Annotated in this window: 9 protein-coding genes; all 9 read left to right on the top strand. The window is 53.3% G+C overall.

Features of this window, described 5'->3' with window-relative positions:
* The first annotated feature begins 5 nt into the window (after window positions 1–5).
* From ACOZB4_RS22860 to ACOZB4_RS22820, 9 genes are read left to right on the top strand one after another with little or no spacing between them, the layout of a single operon-like run.
* Entirely contained in the window at window positions 6–1,547 is a 1,542-nt protein-coding gene (locus ACOZB4_RS22860; protein WP_379406673.1) for a serine hydrolase domain-containing protein, read from the top strand.
* On the top strand, window positions 1,548–2,279 hold the full coding sequence (locus ACOZB4_RS22855) for a thioesterase II family protein (RefSeq protein WP_076325383.1): 732 nt from the start codon (window positions 1,548–1,550) through the stop codon (window positions 2,277–2,279).
* A gap of 4 nt (window positions 2,280–2,283) precedes the next feature.
* Window positions 2,284–3,138 carry a 3-hydroxyacyl-CoA dehydrogenase family protein gene (locus ACOZB4_RS22850; protein WP_379406674.1) on the top strand — a complete coding sequence of 285 codons (855 nt, stop codon included), beginning with the start codon at window positions 2,284–2,286 and terminating at the stop codon, window positions 3,136–3,138.
* Between the two features lie 12 nt (window positions 3,139–3,150).
* Window positions 3,151–4,218, top strand: coding sequence for an HAD-IIIC family phosphatase (locus ACOZB4_RS22845; protein WP_339268136.1), 1,068 nt, complete (start codon window positions 3,151–3,153; stop codon window positions 4,216–4,218).
* Complete coding sequence (locus tag ACOZB4_RS22840; protein WP_379406675.1) at window positions 4,219–4,470, top strand: acyl carrier protein; 252 nt, start codon at window positions 4,219–4,221, stop codon at window positions 4,468–4,470. It abuts the gene before it with no gap.
* Window positions 4,471–4,473: 3 nt separating this feature from the next.
* On the top strand, window positions 4,474–5,640 hold the full coding sequence (locus ACOZB4_RS22835; protein WP_379406676.1) for an acyl-CoA dehydrogenase family protein: 1,167 nt from the start codon (window positions 4,474–4,476) through the stop codon (window positions 5,638–5,640).
* Window positions 5,641–5,646: 6 nt separating this feature from the next.
* Window positions 5,647–14,886 (top strand): amino acid adenylation domain-containing protein, encoded by a 9,240-nt coding sequence (locus ACOZB4_RS22830; protein WP_379406677.1) that lies wholly within the window; start codon window positions 5,647–5,649, stop codon window positions 14,884–14,886.
* Between the two features lie 33 nt (window positions 14,887–14,919).
* Window positions 14,920–17,547 (top strand): non-ribosomal peptide synthetase, encoded by a 2,628-nt coding sequence (locus ACOZB4_RS22825; RefSeq protein ID WP_379406678.1) that lies wholly within the window; start codon window positions 14,920–14,922, stop codon window positions 17,545–17,547.
* Window positions 17,540–22,267, top strand: coding sequence for an SDR family NAD(P)-dependent oxidoreductase (locus tag ACOZB4_RS22820; protein ID WP_422759655.1), 4,728 nt, complete (start codon window positions 17,540–17,542; stop codon window positions 22,265–22,267). The genes ACOZB4_RS22825 and ACOZB4_RS22820 overlap by 8 nt, the downstream gene beginning before the upstream one ends.
* Window positions 22,268–22,277 lie beyond the last annotated feature (10 nt).

Below are 22,277 nucleotides of genomic sequence, written 5' to 3'. Positions count from 1 at the left end.
CAATCGTGGTAAAGAAACTTGTTTTCTACGTACTGATGATACTGCTGCTAGTCAGTCCACCAGCTGCAGCCGCCGAAGGCGGAGCCCCTTCTACGCAAAAACAGCCGAATATAGATGAGATTGCCATCGACCAATTCGTGCAGGCACAACTGGTGAAGGCGCAAAGCCCGGGAGCCGCAGTTGTAGTTGTAAGCGGGGATCAGGTGGTTTATACGAAGGGATTCGGGCTAGCCGATAGTGCATTGGGGATTCCGGCAACAAACACTACATTATTTGAATTGGGATCGACTTCCAAAGCATTCACAGGCCTGGCCTTGTTAGAACTGGAGCGTGAAGACGCGCTTAGCCTTGACGATCCGGTCACCCGCTATATTCCGTGGCTCTCGCTAATCTATCGAGGGCAGCCGGCCAAGGTGACGCTGGCCCAACTGCTGCACCATACGAGTGGCGTGCCTTTCGCTTCGCTAGCTTCCATCCCGATCAGTTCCGAAGAGCAGGCATTGGAACTGACTGTACGGGCATTATCGGGTACGGCGCTGGACGCCCCTCCCGGAGATAAGTATCAATATGCCACCATTAATTATGATGTTCTGGGGCTGGTCATCCAGGAAGTATCCGGTATGTCGTATGAGGATTACATGTCGGGGTTGCTGCAGCGGCTTGGTATGAACAACACGGTGCCTGCGGCCCAACTGAAGGACCCACAGCGGCTCGCCAGGGGATATAAGATTGGATTCGGTTCGCCTCGTCTATATGAAGCGCCCGATTACAGGGGAAACACGCCCGCCGGTTACTTAATCTCCAGTGCTGACGATATTGGACAGTGGCTGCTGCTCCAGCTCGGGACGAAGAGTATCTCTGAGCCGGACCGGATCATCATCGAACGTTCCCATATACCCGATACGAGCGTAGGGCCGGACGCCAACGGAACCTACTATGCCTCGGGGTGGTTTGTAACGCCGGACGGCAAAGAACTCTCGCACCAAGGCTCTAATCCCAATTTCTCGTCCTATTTCATCATTCGTCCGCAAGAGCAGCTCGGCGTAGGAGTACTCGCCAACATCAACTCAGCCTATACGTTTCATATCGGCCAAGGTCTGATGAGCCTGCTGCGGGAGCAAGAGCTTCCACCCCCTGAAGCGGATTTCTATCCGCAGCTTGATCGGATTGCGATGATCTCGCTTAGTCTCATCAGCATTTTCATGATTGTACTGGCAGGTAAGGCCATCGGTATTCCCGGACAATTACGTCGTCAGCGGCGCATTTTCGTTCCGCCCCAAGGAAGAAGGCTCATCGGCCTTGGAGCTGCGCTTGTGCTGACCGGAGTCTGCTTGTGGGGGATCGGTCTGCTGCTTGAGGCTGCATTTGCAGGTCTTCCGCTTGCTGTAGTCGCAGTATGGTCGCCTTCCACGATCATCTGGCTCGTCTATGCACTCTATCTATTCGTCGGAATCGCGTTCCTGTTCTTTCTTGCAGTCTGGTTGTTTCCATCCGTGAAACGACGTTCCGGGCTGATTCTTCCAGCTCCTGCAGAGGAGGTGATCTAAATGAAATGCAAGCTGTTCTGCCTGCCCTACGCCGGAGGTTCCGCTACCAACTATATGAGATGGAAACGCCATTTGCACGGCCATATTGAACTGCATCCCGTTGAACTGGCTGGCAGGGGAAGAAGATTACTCGAACCTCATTACGGCAGCATGGACGAAATGATTGAGGATTTATACGGATATTTGGAACCCCAACTGGACGAAGCTGATTTTGCTTTCTTCGGCCATAGCATGGGAGCCCTCGTCGCTTACGAACTGGCGCACGCCGTAAGGAAGAAGAAGGGGCGCGAACCCATCCATTTATTCGTCTCGGGGACCTATCCCCCTCACGCCCGCCGGAATCTTACACTGCATCTGCTATCTGATGCAAGGCTGCAGCAAGAAATTAAGCTGCTTGGCGGAACCGAGGATGAAGTGTTTGAACGTGAGGAGCTGTTGAGACTGTTTTTGCCAGGTCTGCGGAGAGATCTGGAACTGGTGGAAACGCATTGCTTTAAGAGCAGAGAGGAGCTTATTCCCTGTGATATATCCGTGCTTAACGGAAAAGAGGATAAAGCGACAGAAGGCATCAATCTGATGGAGTGGTCCGCATATGGCAGCCGAGACTGTCAACTTTATGAATTCGAAGGAGGTCACTTCTTCATAAACGAACATACCGAGCAAGTAGTGTCGCTCATCAACGATGTGCTAAGCAGCTCTGTTGAGCTAATGTCCACCAAAAAGGAGTCGTGAATTCATGATACGAACCGTCGGAGTAGTCGGTGCGGGTGTAATGGGCAGTGACGTTGCTTTGGATCTGGCTTGCTATGGATACGAAGTGGTGCTCAAAGATATTAACGAAGATGTCTTGCATCAAGCTAAGGAGAAAATTAAGACAGATTTCCGGCTATTAAAGCTGGTCAAGCCTCAGGCGAAACAGCTTACCGTGGAGGACCTTCTGTCCCGGATTACCTTTACCACGGCTTATGATGACTTCGCACGCGTCCAGTTTGTTATTGAGAACGTGACAGAAGAATGGGAACTGAAAAAGGCGGTGTTTACGGAACTGTCCGAGGTGTGCGCCTTACAAACCACCTATGCCGTTAACACAAGCTGCATTTCCATTACGAAGGTTGGCTCGTTAATGCCAAGACCGGAGAATGTCATCGGCATGCATTTCATGAACCCCGTCCCGATGAAGGAACTGGTCGAAGTCATCCGGGGCGAGCATACATCGGACGAGACCGTTGCCTGCGGGGAGGAGTTTTTAAAATCGTTCGATAAAGTCCCGGTAGTGGTTAATGATTTTCCCGGTTTCGTAACGAATCGAGTCCTCATGCTGACGATTAACGAATGCGTTTGGACCGTGCAGGATGGAGTCGCAGAGCCGAAGGATGTTGATAAGATTTTCCGCCTGGGCTTCGGCCACAAAATGGGGCCGCTTGCTACATGTGATCTGATCGGTCTGGACACCATTCTTAATTCGCTGCTAGTTCTGCAGGACAGCTACAAGGATCCGAAGTTTCGGCCCTGCCCGCTGCTCGTCAAGATGGTGGATGCCGGTTACCTGGGCAAAAAATCAGGAAAAGGATTTTTCGATTACAGCAAGTAGGGAGGGATAACGATGAACAAAGCAGCGGACAAGCTAAAGGAAGTCAAATGCGTGATCTGGGATCTGGACAATACGATGTGGGACGGTATATTGCTGGAGTCCGATGAGGTTAAGCTAAAGCCGCGCATGCGCGAGCTTCTCGCGGAACTGGATTCTCGCGGCATTCTGCAATCCATCGCAAGCCGCAATGATACGGAGCATGCGCTGGACAAGCTGAAGGAGTTCGGCATCGATACCTATTTCCTGTATCCCGAAATCAACTGGAATGCCAAATCAACGTCGATCGATAAAATACGCTTGAACTTGAACATCGGGATGGACACGATCCTATTCATCGACGATCAGCCCTTCGAACGGGATGAGGTCCTAAGCGTCCATCCAGAGGTAGAGTGTTTGGATGTGACGCCATACGAGACATTGCTCGGTCACCCGCGGCTCAATCCCCGGTTCATTACGGAAGATTCAAGACGTAGGCGGGCCATGTATCTGGAAGACATACTGCGCAAAAACGAGGAAGAATCGTTTGAGGGCCCCCAAGAGGCGTTTCTCAGCTCGCTCGGCATGCGCTTTGTCATTAGCGAGGCTAGAGAGGAGGACTTGAAACGGGCGGAGGAACTGACCATTCGCACGAATCAGCTGAATGCGACGGGTTATACGTACAGTTATGAGGAATTGGACAAAATCAGACGGTCGGATAATCATATCCTGCTCGTGTGCGAATTGACGGATAAATACGGCTCTTACGGCAAGATCGGGCTCGCTCTGATCGAATTGAAGGAAAGCTGCTGGCATCTGAAAATGCTGCTCATGTCCTGCAGAGTGATGTCTCGCGGAGTCGGTACCGTCATGCTCACGTATATCATGCAGCAGGCGAAGAATGAAGGGAAAGTACTTAGGGCCGACTTTAAACAGACGGACCGCAACAAGATGATGTACGTCACGTACCGTTTCGCTAGTTTCACGGAAATCTCCAATGACGGAGAAGGAAACATTCTGTTCGAGAACGATTTAAATCATATTCAACCGTTTCCGCCTTACATTGATGTGTTGGTAACGGTTGCTGGGAAGAGGGGTAACTAGATGGAAATCAAACAAAAAATCCGCAATTTTATTGAAAGCAATCTGGTTGTATTTGAAGACGAGGCCGTGTTCACTGACGATGATCATATTTTTCAAAAGGGCTTCGTCAATTCGTTGTTCGCGATGAAACTCCTCAGCTACATCGAACAAGAATTCGGATTCACGGTCAGCAATGAGGATTTGGATATCGCCAATTTCAGCACGCTTAACAATATCGTAAAGCTAATCGAAAAGCATAAGCAGGAGGCCTAAGCGATGATTGGACAGACATGCGGGTCTGCCGCCCAAGTCGTAGAGGAGGCTAAAATTTTTGCCGATCGGGAAATCCGGCAGCTCGCAGGAGAAATCGATGTCAAAGGCGAACTGCCCCGCACCTTGATTAACAAAATGGGGCAATTGGGATATCTGGCGGCCAGTTGGCCGGAGGAATATGGCGGTCTGGGGCTGGATCCTGTGGCATACGGACTGTTTACAGAGCAAATCGGCAAAGCTTGCTGCAACACGAGGGCTCTGATAACCGTTCAAACCTCACTGCTCGGAGAGACCATGCTGCGATTCGGCACAGAGGAACAGAAAAAATACTGGCTGCCACAGATGGCGCGGGCGGAGAAGCTGGGCGCGTTCGCCTTATCAGAACCAAATGTGGGCTCGGATGCTAAAAGCGTACAGACCACCTACCGTACAGAAGGAAGCCATTATATTCTGAATGGCAGCAAAAAGTGGATTTCATTCGCCGCAATCGCTGATTTTTTCGTTGTGATCGCAGCTGATTCGGGCGGGCAAATCACCTCATTCATCGTAGAGCGCGAACGTGAAGGAGTGCATACAATCCCTATGCAAGGCATGCTCGGCAACCGGGGGGCTCACATTGCGGAGATTCAGCTCAATGAAGTGAGAATTCCGGCGGAGAACGTGCTCGGCATCGTAGGCGGAGGCTTTACTTATATCGTATCCACCGCGCTTGATCATGGCAGATACAGCATTGCTTGGGCAGGAGCGGCAATTGCAGGCGAGGCGCTGGAAGCGATGGTAGCCTACTCGATGTCGCGGTCCCAATTCGGAGAGAAGCTGCACCAGTTCCAGTTGGTCAAAGGAATGATTGGGGACGCGGTCACCAAGGTTCATGCCGCGCGTACGCTTTGTATAGCCGCAGGTGAAATGCGAAAAGGCGGGGCGGCGGAAGCGGTTGACGAGACAGCGATCGCCAAATATTTTACATCGAAAGTTGCTGTTGAGGTCACGAACGATACGGTGCAAGTTCACGGCGGCAATGGCTGCCGCACCGGCTACCCTGCCGAGCGGTTATTTCGGGAAGCCAAAGTGCTGGAAATCATTGAAGGCACCAGCCAAATTCAGCAGCAGGTCATTTCTCAATACGGACTTCGCAAATATGCGGTAAAGAAGCAGGGGAAGTTCGAATAGAAAAGGATGGGTGAGAGTGTGAAGAAACCTCAGAAGCTGGACAAAAGCAATGTTGAAGATATTTTGGCATTGTCTCCTATGCAGTCCGGGATGCTGCTTCAATACTTGAGAGATCCCGAAACTACGCAGTATGTAGAGTTGATCGCACTTGCCGTCAGCGGGGAGCTGAAGCCCTCGTTGTTTGAACAGGCGTGGGCCTACGTTGTGCGGAGCAACGAGGCGCTGCGGTCTTTGTTCCGCTGGGAAGAGGTGAACCAGCCTGTTCAAATCGTGCTGCGGGAGCACCGTCCCATTATTCGTTATGAGGACTATTCCGATTATGACGAAAATGCGCAGGCTGGGCTGATTGCAGACCGGATTGCCGCCGATAAAAAGGAAAAATTCAAGCTGGATCAGGTGCCCTTCCGCTTGACGCTGTGTAAGCAGACCGAGCGCGAACACACCCTGCTAATGAGCTTTCACCATATCTTGTTCGATGGCTGGAGCACCGGAATCCTGTTAAAGGAATGGCGGAGCGCCTACCTGATGCTGGCGCAGGGGCAAGAGCCGGAGCGGCAATACAAGCCGCACCTCAAGCAGTTTATCTCTTTGCTGCAGCAGCAGGACAAGCAAACACAAGAGAACTACTGGAGCCAGTACTTGCATGACATGCAGAACCGGCCCATCGTTACAAGGAGCACAAAAGTTTCGGGGATGCCGGACATGGCTGTATACACAGAACAACGAGGCAGCACCTTCACTGCCGGACTGCATCAGTGGGTCCGTTCCGAGGAAGTGACGCAGGCCGCTCTGTTCTATACGGCGTGGGGCATTCTGCTTCAGCACTACACTAATAGTGACGACGTATTGTTCGGTACTACGGTGTCAGGACGCAATACGATTATTCCCGGAATGGAGCACATGGTCGGCTTATTCATTAACACGCTCCCGTTTCGCATAACGGCGGGTCCGGATAAAATGATCCCCGAGCTCCTGGCCGAGGTGAATGCATCGATTCAAGCAAGCGAAGAGCATGCGAACACTTCCTTGACGGATATTAAAACATACGGAGGGCTCCGGGCTGAAGGTAGTCCGTTCGATACCCTAGTCGTAGTGGAGAATTATCCGCTGGATGAAGTGGTTACAAGCACCGACGGACCGCTTATTATTGAACCCCATCACATTGAGGAAGAGACCGAGTTCGATTTGACACTTCGCATTACCGTGGCCGAAGAGCTGGAATTAACCTTCTCATATAATAAACAGGCGTATCACGAGGATATGGTCAAGAAGCTTGCTCATCATTATCTCTATATTCTTGAACAAATCACACAAGCCCAAGTCCAGGTTACTACATACCGGGAGACCAGGCTTAAGGATATCGGGATTCTTACCCATGAAGAGCGGGAGCAAATTCTGTTATTCAACCTGACAACTTCAAATTATCCCAGTGAGAAAATGGTTCATGAGCTGTTCGAGGAACAGGTGCTGTTGTCCCCTGAGAGTACGGCTGTAACAGATGAGCATATATCCTATACCTATCGCGAGCTGAATGAGCAGGCTAACCGGATTGCTCGTTCGCTGCAGGCGAAAGGCATGGAAAGCGGCCAGATTGTGGGCTTGATGGCGAACAGATCCACAGAATTGGTTGCCGGAATCTTCGGCATTCTGAAAGCGGGAGGGGTCTATCTGCCGATTGATTCCGCGCATCCTGCCGAAAGGATCGCCTATATGCTGTCTGATGGCAATGTGCGCACAGTGCTGGCTTCACCGGGCCTTGAGGATCTGATACCGGAACATGCCCAGGTGCTGAAGCTGGACGAAGCGCTGCTTCATCTCGGCGAAGCGTCCGAGTTGCCTCAGGCAGGCAGTTCGGAACATCCTGCTTACGTCATGTATACATCCGGTTCGACCGGTAAGCCCAAAGGTGTCATTGTCGGGCACCGAGGAATTGTGAGGCTGGTTCGGAACACGAACCACGTCCAGTTCGAAGCGCATGACTGCGTCCTTCAGGCAGGAGCAATCGGCTTTGATGCTCTAACATTCGAGGTGTTCGGGGCGCTCTTGAACGGGGCTAGCCTGCATATTGCGGACAAACATACGCTGCTTGACAATGCCAAACTGGATGCCTTTTTGCGTACGCGCGCAATATCGGGTGGACTGCTGACTCCGGCATTATTCAATCAGTTGGCCCAGCAGCGTCCAGACATGTTCGCCGGGATGCGGAACCTGGTCGTAGGCGGCGATGTACTCTCTCCGAAGCACATTGAGGCTGTTCGGCAAGCATGTCCTGGACTGACGATTTGGAACGCCTACGGTCCTACCGAAAACACGGTTATTTCCACCTGCTTCCGTATCGACCGTGAATTTAACGAGCATATTCCGATCGGGCCGCCTATCAGCAATTCTACGGCTTATATCGTCGACCGCTATGATAACCTGCTGCCGATCGGCATTCCCGGCGAGCTGATCGTCGGAGGTGACGGTGTTGCGCTCGGGTACTTGAATCGGCCGGATCTGACGGCGGAGAAATTTGTACCGGATCCCTTCCGCCCTGGCGGCGTGATCTACAAGACTGGCGATATGGCGCGTTGGCTTGAAGACGGAACCATTGAATATATGGGACGAATGGATCAGCAAGTCAAAATCCGCGGCCACCGCATCGAAGTTGGTGAAATTGAGTCGATGCTGCTGCAGCACAAATCGGTGCAAGAAGCGGCGGTGACGGTTCAGCGACGGGGCGCCCAGACTGAGTTATGTGCCTATGTGGCTGCTTCCGAGAAGGTGTCCGCATCTGACCTGCGGGTATATCTTGCCGCAAGATTGCCCGATTACATGATACCGTCTCACATTGTCCATCTGGAACAGATACCGCTTACACCTAACGGAAAGCTGGACCGCAAGGCACTGCCTGCGCTTGCGGAGGCTCCCCGCGAGGTTCAGGAAGCTGCGATGCCGAGGACAGAGCTGGAGAATCTGATTGCAGACGCCTGGAAAGCCGTGCTTGAGCTGGACCGCATCGGTATCCACGATAAGTATTTTGAAGTAGGCGGCAATTCGATTAGCCTCATCCAACTGCAGAGCAGACTGCAAAGACAGCTTAAGCGTGAGATTTCAATCGTCACGCTGTTCCAATACCCCACCGTGTATGAACTGGCTGTGCATTTGGCAGGCGAAACGGAACGATCAGCAGAACGGAAGAGCGAGAGTGCAGCACCCACTAGGAAGAACGAGCAGCCTTCCCTGGCACAACCCGGCCGTACGAAGCACGAGAATGAAGGCAGCCGGGATATTGCAGTTATTGGTTTGGCCGGCAGATTCCCTGGCGCACGAAATATCAGTGAGTTTTGGAGCAATTTGCAGCAGGGCAGAGAGTCGATCTCATTTTTTTCGGATGACGAACTGGCAGAGTATGGATTTGACCGCCAGCTTTTGGAGCGGCCTGAGTTTGTCAAAGCAAAGGGCGTGCTGGATGAGATGGACCACTTCGATCCGGCCTTCTTCGGTTATACTCCGGATCAGGCGGCGATGATGGATCCTCAAGTTCGTCTGCTGCACGAATGCGCGTGGCATACGCTGGAGGATGCCGGCTGTGACCCGCAGCGACATGTTGGGTCTATCGGGCTGTTTGCCGGGGTTACGAACAATTTCCACTGGTTGTCGCAGCTGTCTGACCGCTTGCACGGGAATTTATCGGATATGTTTGAGGTTGATTCGCTGAATGATTCGTATACGGTCAGCACTCGTATTTCGCATAAGCTGAATTTGAAAGGTCCTGCGATTAGTTTGCAAACGGCCTGTTCTACCTCACTGGTAGCTGTACATTTGGCTTGCCAGTCTATTCTTAACGGGGATTGCGATCTGGCTCTGGCCGGAGGCGCTTCTATCGTGCTTCCTCATAAATCGGGGTATCTTTATCAGGAAGGAATGGTTAAGTCGCCGGACGGTCATTGCCGCACCTTCGATGCCAAAGCCAAGGGGACGATAGGCGGAGACGGCGTCGGATTCGTGGCGCTCAAATCGCTCGAGGCAGCTATCACAGATGGTGACCGGATTTATGCGGTAATCAAAGGCTCGGCTATCAACAATGACGGCAGTCGCAAGGTCGGTTATACGGCGCCAAGCGTACAGGGCCAAGCTGATGTTATCGCCAGAGCTCAAGAAGCCGCAGGAGTTCCAGCCGAAAGTATCACTTACGTTGAGGCGCACGGATCGGGAACTACGCTTGGCGATCCGATCGAGATCGAGGCGTTGACGAAGGCATTCCGGACGGACAAGACCGGCTTCTGCCGCATAGGCTCCGTAAAAACGAACATAGGACATCTGGATGCCGCAGCAGGGGTGGCGGGTTTGATCAAGACGGCGCTGGCGCTTCATCATAAACAGCTTCCGCCCAGCTTGCATTATGAGACCCCGAATCCGAATATTGATTTCGCGAACAGTCCTTTCGTAGTCAATACCGGCCTGGCCGATTGGCGCAACGATGATTATCCGCTGCGCGCGGGAGTCAGTTCCTTCGGAATAGGTGGAACGAATGCCCACGTCGTCATGGAAGAGGCGCCTATACAGGAAGCCACTGGGAAGGGCCGGACCCATCAGGTGCTGGTATTGTCCGCACAGACACCGGATGCACTCGATTCGATGACAGCCAATCTAGGCGTCTATCTCAAGGAGCATCCTTCGGTGAATCTGGCCGATATTGCGTATACCTTGCAGACCGGCCGGCGTCCCTTCAGATACCGGCGCCTGCTCTCCTGCAGCACGGTTGAGGAAGCGATAGCAGCACTGACGCCTGCTGCTGACAGGGCAAGCTTCGATGCACGGAAAGTAATCTCCGGCACGACCGGGGAGGAGCGCGGTTCAATCGTGTTCATGTTCTCCGGGCAAGGATCGCAATATATCAACATGGGGAAAGGCTTGTATGAGACCGAGCCCGTGTTCCGAGAAGAGATGAACCACTGCTTCCGTCTGTATCTCGACATTACCGGCTCTGATATGAAGGTAATGCTGTACCCGGATGCAGACGCAGAGACTGCGGAAGCGTCCCTTCAATTAAATCAGACTAAACATATCCAGCCTGCCATGCTTATGCTCGAATTTGCGCTCGCGCGTCTTCTCCTGTCATGGGGAGTGAAGCCGGATGCGATGATAGGTTACAGCTTCGGCGAGTATGCTGCCGCTTGCCTCGCCGGCGTCATGTCACTGGAAGAGGCGATGCGTCTCATCATACTGCGCGGAGAGCTTATGCATCAGGTGCCGCCAGGCGGGATGCTCAGCGTGCCTCTTCCTGAGCAAGATATCAAACCCCTTCTTAGCGGCTCCATATCACTGGCGGTCGTCAACGGGCCTTCCTGCATTGTATCCGGCCCAGAAGAAGAAATCGCCGCATTCGAACAGCAGATGAAGGCGGGCAAATTCGTTTGTATGAGATTGCCGGTGTCAACGGCTGCTCATTCTTCGCTTCTTCACGAAGTGGCGGAGCCGTTCGCCGAAGCCGTCCGACAGGTCCGTTTGAATCCGCCCCAAATACCGTATGTCTCTACAACGACGGGCAATTGGATAACGGATGAAGAAGCGACAGACCCGGGTTATTGGACTCGGCACATGACGGATACCGTTCGTTTTGCGGATGGGATTGAGCGGCTTGCAGAGCAGCAGGGCAGGCTGTTCGTGGAAATCGGTCCGGGACAGGATTTGACACTCTTGGCGCGTCGCTACATCGATACAGAGCGCGGACAGCAGGCACTAAACCTTATGCCGCCTGAGCATAGCAGTATACCGGACACCTCCCTGCTCGTTAACCGGATCGGGAGATTGTGGCTCTACGGCCAGTCCATCGATTGGAGGGCATTTCATGGAGAAGAACCGCGACGGCGTATCTCTCTACCTCTTTATCCGTTTGCCGGGCAGCGCTATTGGATCGAGTATGCTGCCGGTACTTCACTGCCGGTGGGCAGCGCTAAGAACAAGATTCAGGGCGCGGGCGGCAAGGTGACCAAGCTGCCGGATATGTCCGACTGGTTCTATGTACCGACATGGAAAAAAGAACAGCTGCTTCCTGGCTCCGCCAGCATGAACGCAAACATTGCCGGAAATTGGCTTGTATTCGCCGATGAAAACGGCTTGGCTGCCGATATTATGCAGTCTATAGCCGAGTACGGAGGGCAAATTGTTTTCGTTAGAGCGGGCGAGCACTACGAACGGGTCACAGCTCATCAATATATCGTGAATCCGCAAAATGAACATCATTATATGAAACTTTTTGCGGATCTGGAAGCCGGGGGAACCTCGCCTGACCTGCTGCTTCACGCTTGGGGAATTTCCGCTCCATCCTCTTGTGACAGCGGTGCATCTTGGCTGACTGCCACACAGGAACGTGGATACTACAGCTTGTTATACACGGGCAAGGCACTGAAAAAACAAGCTTCAGGTCATGAAATACACATGTGGGTGCTGACGGATCATATGCACGCTATTGCCGGCGAATCTGTCCTGTATCCTGAGAAAGCGACGGTACTTGGACCATGCCGGGTTATTCCGCAAGAATTACCTAACATTCATTGTCACAGTATCGATATTAACCTGCCGGAAGCGGGAAGCTGGCAGAGAGACAGGCTGATCCGCCGCCTGCTGGACGAGTTCGGCGCTGCCCGGTTTGAATTGGCGGCTGCCTATCGCGATAACGAACGCTGGGTTCTCGGTTATGAGCCCGTTAAAATAGCGGAACCTGAAGCGGAAGCATCGGGACTCCGTCAAGGCGGCGTTTATTTGATCACGGGCGGATTAGGATATATCGGCCAGGTTCTCGCAGGTCATTTGGCCCGAAGCGTACAGGCAAAGCTTGTCTTCACCACCCGCTCATCATTCCCGACCAATGACAAATGGGAACAGTGGCTTGCCGAACACGGCCCTGAGAATACCGTCAGTGTCCAGATTGGCAAGCTGAAGCAGCTCGAATCCCAGGGAGCCGAGGTACTTGTGTTAACGGCGAACTCGTCGGACTTAGAGCAAATGAAGGAGGCTGTCCGGCAAATCGAGTCAGTGTTCGGTTCCTTAAACGGAGTTATCCATACAGCGGGTATGACTGGGGAAGCGGCATTTAGGATGCTGGAGGAGACAGACGAGGAATTAAGCGAACAGCATTTCCAAGCAAAGCTGTATGGACTCTATGTTCTGGATCGAGTGTTGGCTGACAAGGAGCTTGATTTCTGTCTGCTGGCCTCGTCGCTGTCTCCGATGCTGGGCGGATTAGGCTTTACCGCCTATTCAGCAGCGAACCATTTTATGGATGCCTATGTACACGATCGCAACCGTCGTCTGAGCACGGCTTGGACCAGTGTCAACTGGGACGGTTGGCAGCTGGAGAAAGAGCAGACGATTCATGGGCAAGCGGGCGCTTCGATATCCGAGCTGCTCATTGCGCCAGAAGAGGCGATCGAGCTGCTGAGGCGCGTGTTGTCGGTCCGGGAAGCAGGCCAGATCGTCCTGTCGACCGGCAGCTTGCAGGATCGGATCGACAAGTGGGTGAAACGGACGGCTCAGGAAGAGGCACCTCTCCCGAAGGGAGACGGCGGCTTCTACACCCGCCCCGCGCTGTCCGGTGAATATATCGCTCCCGTAACAGAGTCCGAACGCAGGCTCTGCGGGATGTGGGAGCAGTTTTTCCGGATAGACCGGATCGGGGTGCAGGATGATTTCTTCGAACTGGGTGGAGATTCACTCAAAGCAATTACGGTTGTTACCGGGATTCATAGAGAAATGAAGGTGGAAATCAGCTTGCCCGTCTTTTTCAATATGCCGACAATCCGGCAGCTTGCCGCCTTTATCGATGAGGCGGAACAGAGTACCTACCATGATATCGAAAAGGCCTCAATCCGCGAATATTACGAGTTATCCTCTGCGCAGAAGCGTCTGTATCTGATCCAGCAGATGGAGAAGGGACATACGGGATATAACGAAATTGTCGCCGGCATTTTAAAAGGCAAGCTGGACAAAGCTCGTATGGAAGCGGTACTCCGGCAGCTGATTGAGCGTCATGAAAGCTTGCGTACTTCATTTGAATTGGTTAACGGCTTGCCCATGCAGAAAATCAACGAAACCGTCGAGTTCGAGGTTGAATATGCGGACTTCAGCGGCGAAATTGAGCCGGGGACATCGGACGCTGGACTCCTTGATGAGGAAGGGGAAACGGCTGCGAAAATCCGCGAAACAGTGGCGAAGTTCGTGCGGCCCTTTGACTTGACCCGGGCGCCTTTGATGCGCGCCGGACTGATCAAGCTTGAGGATGAGCGGCATGTGTTGATGGTGGATCTTCATCATATCGTGTCGGACGGTTTATCACAGGACATATTCGTTAACGATTTTATGGCCCTGTATGCTGGCCGTGACTTGCCCGAGCTTGAGCTGCAGTATAAGGACTTTTCAGAATGGCAGAACCGGATGAAAGAAACGGAAGAGCAGCAACGGCAGGGAGAATTCTGGCTAAATCAGCTGCAGGAAGTTCCCCGGCTAGCTCTGCGCACGGATTATCCGCGCCCAGAGGCAAGAAATTTCTCCGGCAGCCGAGTTCCCTTTGATCTGAGTATGGAGCAGACCCAAGCTTTGAAGTCGCTCTGCCTGAAGGAAGATGTAACGTTGTTCATGACGCTGCTCGCCGCTTACAACCTGCTTCTCTCCAAAGTTTGTGTACAACATGACATCGTTGTAGGGACCCCGATTATCGGCCGCAAACAGCAGGCTTTGCATCTTATTATCGGCAAGTTCGTTAACATGCTTCCGCTGCGTAATCAATTGGATGAAGAAATGAGCTTCAGTGCTCTTCTCCAAACTGTGCGGAGCACAACCTTGGATGCATTTGCTAATCAGGACTACCAGTTTGAAGAAATGGTTCAGCAGTTGGGTCAGGACCGTGATTTGGCCCGTAATCCAGTATTTGATGTTGTATTCGCGCTTCAGAATATGCAGAACCCTGAGATGAGCATTCCGGGCCTGAAGATGGAGCCATTCCCGTTCGTTCACGATGCCTCTCATTTCGATTTATCTCTGATTGCGGAGGAGGACGGGGAAAGACTGTCCTTCAAGTTTGAATACAGTACACGCTTATTCCTTAGAGACACGATTGTGCGTTATGCAGGTTATATGCAGGATATTATATCCGGTGTTCTGGCAGATCCGGACAAGAAGCTGAAGGACATTACGATTGCTCATCATTTATCTGAGCCCGAACCTGTCTATCTTGCCGGAGCCCGGGGAGATTTCGGACTATGAGTGAAAGCCGGAGGAAGAAAGGGAGGAATAGGGATGGGGCTTGAAAATCGTTTGGACCGACTGGCAGTGGCAGCTTCTCAAAAGAGCAAGGAACGGGATTACTGGTTGTCCGCATTGTCCGGAGAATATGACAAGAGCGGGTTTCCCGGCGATTATACGCGCGGAACAGGGGTGACGGTAGAAGAAGCTTCATTTTTCTTTCCGCAGGACCTGACGGACCGGCTGCTGCAAGTCAGCAATGAATCGGATTCAAAGCTTCATGTCGTACTATCTGCTGCACTCGCCGTTTTGCTGGCCAAAATGTCCAATCGAAGTGTCGTTACGCTAGGGACTCCTATCTATAAGCAGAAGGAAGAGGCCGAATTTATCAATTCCGTATTGCCTTTGCGGATTAAGATCGATCACTCACTCTCGTTCAGACAATGTCTTCTTCACACGCAAGATACGGTTGTGGCAGCAGTGGATCATCAGAGCTATCCGATGGAGATGGTGGCGGAACAGTTGGCGCTTCAAACGGATGATCCCATCGCACATCCGTTATTCGAGGCGGCATTGCTGCTCGACAACATTCATGAAGAACGTTATTTCTGGAATGTGAAATGGACTACGTTGTTTTCTTTTTGCAGGAAGCAAGACCGCATCAGCGGTACGGTTCAATATAACGCACAGCTCTACCGCAGCGACACGATAGATAAACTTGTCTCGCGTTACACACTTCTGCTGCGGGAGACGCTGGCGAATCCGGATCTTCCGCTGAACAGCATCGACATACTGCTGCCGGGGGAGAGAGAGGATCTTCTTGGCCCTCTGGCCGGCAGTCCAGCCGAGTTTCTTGAACATAAGACCGTTCAGCAATGGTTTGAAGAGCAGACTGCACGGACCCCGCATGCGCCTGCCATCGTTAACCAGGGGCAGTACATGACGTATGGTGAGCTGAATGAGAAGGCCAACCAGCTCGCCCGGGTACTGAGGACTGAAGGAATCGGGGCGGGTGACATCGTAGGCATGCTGTTTGCGCCTTCCGCTGACATGATGCTTGGTATGATGGCCGTCCTTAAAGCCGGTGGTGCTTTCCTGCCGATAGACCCGGATTATCCCGACGAGCGCTTAACGTACATGCTGGAAGACAGCCGCGCACAAGTGGTGCTGACACAACAGGCTTTTATCGGCAGAATGAGAGGCCGCAAGACGCTGTGTCTGGATGATGAAGAGTTGTTTGCCGGCGAAGCAGGTAATTTGGCATTAGAGAGCACAGCGGATGATCTGGCCTATGTTATCTATACATCCGGGTCAACAGGACAGCCGAAAGGTGTCATGATTGAGCACCGTTCGCTTGTCAATCTGGCCTTCTGGCACAATCGCACTTTTGGTGTAACAACATTGGATCGCAGCATCAAGTATGCCGGTTTCGGATTTGACGCTTCGGTGTGGGAAGTGTTTCCCTATCTGCTTGCAGGGGCATGCATTCACATCGTGCCATCCGAGATCAGACTGGATGCAAACAAACTGGATGATTTTTTCACAGAGAATGGCATTACCATCGCCTTCCTGCCGACTCTGATGTGCGAGCAGTTCATGGATTTGCCGGACCGGGAACAGACCCCGCTGAGGATCTTGTTAACAGGCGGCGATCGCTTGAAGCGGTATAAGCCGGGCAACTACAGGCTGTTCAATAATTACGGTCCTACTGAGAATACGGTCGTGACTACGTTCACCGAAATTAAGCCGGACAACGGAGGCATTCCGATCGGGCGACCGGTCGATAATGCCAAGGTTTATATATTAGACGCTAATTTTCAGCTGCTTCCACCAGGATTGCCTGGCCAAATCTGCGTTTCGGGTGCGGGTCTGGCTCGCGGTTATCTCGGTCGACCGGAGCTGACAGCAGAGAAATTCGTCCCTCACCCGTTCGCTCCCGGAGAGCGCCTGTATTTGACGGGTGATCTGGGACGCTGGCTTCAAGACGGAACGCTGGAGTACTTGGGCCGACAGGACGATCAGGTCAAGGTACGGGGATATCGCATAGAGCCCGGTGAGATCGAAGCTCTGCTGCGGCGTCACGAGGAAGTTCGCGAAGCTGTAATCCGCATCATGGAAGATGAGAGCGGGCAGAACTTCTTATGCGCGTACTATACCGGGCCGGATGATCTCTCCGCTGCTAAACTTCGGGAGCATCTCTCCGGGCAGCTGCCCGCTTATATGATTCCGGCCTATTTTGTCTACCTGAATGAGCTTCCTGTAACGGCAAACGGCAAACTGGATATGAAAGCATTACCTGATCCGAAAGCTCATGTTCATACTGGCAAGAAATACGTGGCACCACAGGGTGAAACAGAGAACACACTGGTCCGGATCTGGGCCGAGGTTTTGGCGGTTAGCGAAGACAAAGTCGGGGTACAGGATACGTTTTTCGACCTGGGAGGCAACTCATTTCAGCTGGTCCAGGTAGTCAATATGCTGAAGGAAACCTTCGGGCATGACATTCCAGTACCCGTTATGTTCCAGTACACTACGGTTTCGGCGCTCGGCGGCTATTTACAGAGGATGGACAATGGGGAGGCTCCAATGCCCCAAGATATGGCCGACAACGAAGAGATGGATGCGGGATTCGAAACCATGGAACAGACGATGCTGATTCTGGAGGGAGCGCATGATGACTAATAGCAGACATTCACAAACGGCTACCGGGCTGGAAATCGCTGTGATTGGCATGGCGGGCCGGTTTCCCGAAGCGCGAAATATCGAGGAGTACTGGGATAATCTGAGAAACGGCAAGGAATCGATCCATTTCTTCTCCGATAGCGAACTTGAGGCGGCAGGCGTCGATCCCGAACTGATTCGAAATCCCAGATATGTAAGAGCGAAAGGGCTCGTACCGGATGCGGAATGGTTTGATTCTGATTTTTTTGATTATTCCCCGCGCGAGGCTGAAGTCATTGATCCGCAGCTGCGGATCTTCCATGAGTGCGCCTATGAAGCGTTGGAGCATGCGGGCTACGACACGGAGCAGACAAACGGCGCTATCGGTCTGTACGCAGGGGCATCATCGAGTATTTACTGGCAGCTAGTGGCCATGCTCTCGCGCAGCGAGAGCACAGCCGAGCAGTTCGCCGCACTGGCTTTGTCGGACAAAGATTTCTTGAGCACGCGTATTGCCCACAAGCTGAATTTAAAAGGCACGAGTATGAACGTCGATTCTGCTTGCTCCACCTCCCTGCTGGCCATTCACCTGGCCTGCCGAGCACTGCTTACGGGCGAATGCAGGATAGCGTTAGCCGGCGGAGTTACCGTAACGGTACCCCGGACGGAAGGTTATTTATACGAGGAAGGTATGGTCAGCTCGCCGGATGGCCATTGCCGTGCTTTCGCTTCAAATGCCAAGGGAACCGTCGGCGGCGAAGGGGCGGGTGTCGTTGTGCTGAAGCCGCTTAAGCAGGCATTAGCCGACGGAGACGCTATTTATGCGGTTATTAAGGGCTCGGCGGCGAACAATGACGGTACGCGTAAAATGGGTTACTCCGCTCCCAGTGTAGAGGGACAGGCTGAGGTAATCCGCGCGGCGCAGCGGATGAGCCGGGTCACTCCGGAGAGTATCAGCTATATCGAAGCGCACGGTACCGGTACTGCGCTGGGCGATCCGGTCGAGATCGAAGCGCTTAAGCTGGCTTTCCAGACGGACAAAACAGGGTTCTGCCGGATCGGCTCGGTCAAGACGAACATCGGCCACTTAAATAGTGCCGCCGGGGTTGCGGCGTTCATCAAAACGGTGCTGGCGATTATGCACAAGCAGCTTCCGCCGAGCTTACATTTCGATAAGCCTAATCCCAAAATCGATTTTGCCAGCAGTCCGTTTATTGTCAATACAGAGCTCACGAGCTGGACGAGCGAGCAGCACCCGCTGAGAGCCGGCGTGAGCTCGTTCGGTATCGGTGGAACCAATGTGCATGTGGTGCTCGAAGAAGCACCTCCCCGGGCGGAAGAAACGAAAGGGAGAGATTCACAGCTGCTCCTATTGTCCGCAAAAACGGAATCAGGACTTGAACAAGCTACAGCCCGCTTACGCGAGTATTTACGGGCTAATCCAGGCCTTTCTCTACCCGATGCGGCCTATACACTGCAGATCGGCCGCGGGGCATATAAGCATAGGCGCATGCTCGTAAGTTCTTCTGCGGAGGAAGCGCTGGAGCTGTTGGGCAGCCTGCCCCCGGAACGGGTTTACAGCCGTGTTGGCGATAATGAATGGCCCAGGCTCGTATTTATGTTCCCTGGACAAGGCGCGCAGTATGTCAACATGGGACTGGATCTGTACAACCATGAGCCGGAATTCCGCGAAGCAGCCGACCGGTGTTTTACCATTATCCGTCCGTTGATGGACGTTGATTTAAAAGATTTGATGTATCCCGCCGGTAGCGAAGCGGCCGGTGATCACAGTGATCGCTTGAAGCAGACGGACGTGACACAGCCGGTCATGTTTATATTCTCCTATGCGCTGGCAAATCTGCTGATCGGATGGGGGCTGAAGCCTGCCTCCATGATCGGACACAGCGTCGGAGAATATGTGGCCGCTTGTCTGGCAGGAGTATTGACGGTAGAAGATGCGCTAGAGCTGGTCGTGCTGCGGGGTAAACTTATGCACAGTCTGCCGGGGGGAGCGATGTTAAGCGTACCCTTACCTGAGCAGGAACTCATACCGTTCATGAACGAAGGCTTATCGATTGCGGCAGTTAACGGTCCGGCGATGTGCGTCGTATCGGGATCTCATGAGGCGATAGAGCTTTTGGAAGAAAAGCTGACCCGGAAAGGGCAGGCCTGCACAAGACTGCATACGTCACATGCCTTTCACTCCGCCATGATGGAACCGGCAATGGAGCCGTTTCGCCAGAAGTTAAAAGGGATGGAGCTGCAGGCCCCGGGCATACCGTATATTTCAAATGTAAGCGGAGGCTGGATTACGAAGGAAGAAACAGTCGATCCCGATTACTGGGTCCGGCATTTGCGCGGGACCGTACGCTTTGCCGACGGTCTTCGCGAGCTGCTGCATGACGATAAGACCGTATTTGTGGAAGTCGGTCCCGGCAACACATTAAGCGCGTTCGTGCGCCGGCATCCCGACAAGAAGGAGCGGCACGCCGTCATCAATCTTGTTCGGCATGTGAAGGAGCAGGTGCGTGACGACTATTATTTGCTGCAGCAGGTGGGACGCATGTGGCTGGAAGGAGCTCGGCCTGATTGGAAGGCATTCCATGCGCATGAACAGCGCCGGCGGATAGCTCTGCCGACGTATCCGTTTGAGCGCAAGCGTTATTGGGTTGATCCGCCGTTTGATACGGATGTTCTAAAGCAAGGTCTTGTCCGCAAGGAAGCGAAGGAATCAAGACCCCAAAGCGTTGCCGGAATTAAAAAGAATGCTGTACGGGAGTGGCTGTACACGCCAATCTGGGAACGTTCCCTGTTGAACGAAGAGGCAGTTGCGGCTGCGGGCATGAAACCCAAGACCACTTGGCTATTTTTTGCGCCAGAGCATGGCATTTGTTCCCGGCTGGCAGCGGGGTTACAGCAAGCCGGTCATGGCATCGTTACGGTTTATCCATCCGATTCGTTTGCTAAGCTGGATGATCAAGCGTACGGGATCGATCCGGGGCAGCAAGTGCATTATACCCGGCTGCTGCAGAATTTGAAGGAAGCCGGCACCATGCCGGAGCGCATTGTTCATGCCTGGCTGACGGAGGAGAGCGTACATACCGAAGGGTGGACCGCTTCCCGCAGCGCAAGGGTACTGGCTAATGGTTATTTCAGCCTTATTGCACTGGCTCAGGCGATTGGGACTTGCGGACTGCAGGAAGAGCTGCAGCTTACGGTCATAACGTCCGGTATGCAAGAGGTGACAGGAGATGAGCGGCTGCTGCCGGAACAAGCAGCGGTGCTTGGGGCATGTCTGGTTATTCCGCAGGAATACGGCAATGTGCGCTGTCGCAGCATCGATATTGCGGATTCGCTCGGGCAGGAGGTTTCTGAACATCGGCAGCAAGCGCTATTGGGCCGATTACAAGCCGAATTAACCGCTTTTCCAGCGGATATTTTCGTCGCGTATCGCGGTTGGAACCGCTGGGTGCAGACATACGTTCCAATTCCGGTTCCTGCCGCTGTCGAAGAGAATTTCGGCCTCAGAGAAGAGGGGGTATACCTAATTACCGGAGGCTTGGGCGGTATAGGAATGACCTTGGCGGATCATCTGGCGAAGAGTGTGAGGGCTAAGCTCATACTTGTCAGCCGATCGGGAATAGGGGAAGAAGCGGACTGGCGTCAATGCGTCGAACATACGGCAGACGAAACTCAGGCGATTCAGCTGAAAAAGCTCGAGGAGCTGGAGCTGTACGGGGCCGAGGTACTGGTCTGCAAAGCGGATGTAAGCAATGAGCAGCAAATGGAGCAGGCCGTAGCCCGGGCGGTCGACCGCTTCGGAACGATTCATGGCGTTATCCACGCGGCCGGCACGGCCGATGGTGCGCTCATCCAGCGGCGGACTTGGGAGATTGAAGAACGTGCATTGACGGCCAAGGTGAACGGCACGCGTGTCCTCGAGCGAGTGCTGGCGGGAAGGAAGCTGGACTTCCTCGTATTGTGTTCTTCTCTGACCAGTGTGCTGGGCGCCTTGGGCCAAGCGGGGTACTGTGCAGCCAATGCGTTTCTCGATGCTTACGCCTACCGTAAACGCGCGCTGGACAATACGCATGTCGTCGCGATTGATTGGGACGGGTGGCAGACTGTCGGAATGGCCGCGGCAGCTGAACAAGAAGTCGCCATCGCTGCGGCGCAAGCGGGAGTGTCCACACAAGGTCCGGACAAGCAGACCCGGCTGTTCCCTGAGGAAGGAATCGCTGTTTTCCGGTATGCACTGGCTTGCGGTCTGCCTCAGGTAACGGTATCGACGACGGATTTGAGCTTACGGCTGCATGCCGCCCGCACTTCATCCCTGCAATCCCTAGTGGACGGGGAGATGAGCGGCATATCCCGCACAACGGCACGTTCCGAGGTCAGCACGTCGTTTGCGCCTCCGGAGGACGAACTGGAGCAGACTTTAGCCCAGCTTTGGCAGGACTATCTGGGTATTGATCAAGTCGGCCTGCATGATAACTTCTTCGAGCTGGGGGCTACCTCGCTCGATATTATTCAAATGAACTCCAAGCTCCAACGTTCACTTCAGCAGGAAGTGTCAGTGGTTGACATGTTCAGCCATCCGACCATTTATGCACTCGCTGGGTTGCTGAGAAGATTACAAGCGGGAACCGGTCAGCAGGAAGAGACAGCGGACCGCACAGAACTGATACAGGACGGAAAGCACAGGCTGCAGAAGCGGCTGCAAAAAAGGAATAGAACGTGAAGGAGGTGGC

Source organism: Paenibacillus sp. NPDC058898, from assembly GCF_049316025.1.
Classification (GTDB): Bacteria; Bacillota; Bacilli; order Paenibacillales; family Paenibacillaceae; genus Paenibacillus_AQ.
The sequence above is the reverse complement of the archived record's forward strand: the minus strand, read 5'-3'. Positions and strand labels throughout refer to the sequence as shown.

Excerpts from the sequence above, each read along its gene's own strand:
- ACOZB4_RS22840 (WP_379406675.1), top strand. The coding sequence starts at position 4,219 with ATGGAAATCAAACAAAAAATCCGCAATTTTATTGAAAGCAATCTGGTT.
- ACOZB4_RS22845 (WP_339268136.1), top strand. The coding sequence starts at position 3,151 with ATGAACAAAGCAGCGGACAAGCTAAAGGAAGTCAAATGCGTGATCTGG.
- ACOZB4_RS22850 (WP_379406674.1), top strand. The coding sequence starts at position 2,284 with ATGATACGAACCGTCGGAGTAGTCGGTGCGGGTGTAATGGGCAGTGAC.
- ACOZB4_RS22820 (WP_422759655.1), top strand. The coding sequence starts at position 17,540 with ATGACTAATAGCAGACATTCACAAACGGCTACCGGGCTGGAAATCGCT.
- ACOZB4_RS22825 (WP_379406678.1), top strand. The coding sequence starts at position 14,920 with ATGGGGCTTGAAAATCGTTTGGACCGACTGGCAGTGGCAGCTTCTCAA.
- ACOZB4_RS22835 (WP_379406676.1), top strand. The coding sequence starts at position 4,474 with ATGATTGGACAGACATGCGGGTCTGCCGCCCAAGTCGTAGAGGAGGCT.
- ACOZB4_RS22855 (WP_076325383.1), top strand. The coding sequence starts at position 1,548 with ATGAAATGCAAGCTGTTCTGCCTGCCCTACGCCGGAGGTTCCGCTACC.
- ACOZB4_RS22830 (WP_379406677.1), top strand. The coding sequence starts at position 5,647 with ATGGGTGAGAGTGTGAAGAAACCTCAGAAGCTGGACAAAAGCAATGTT.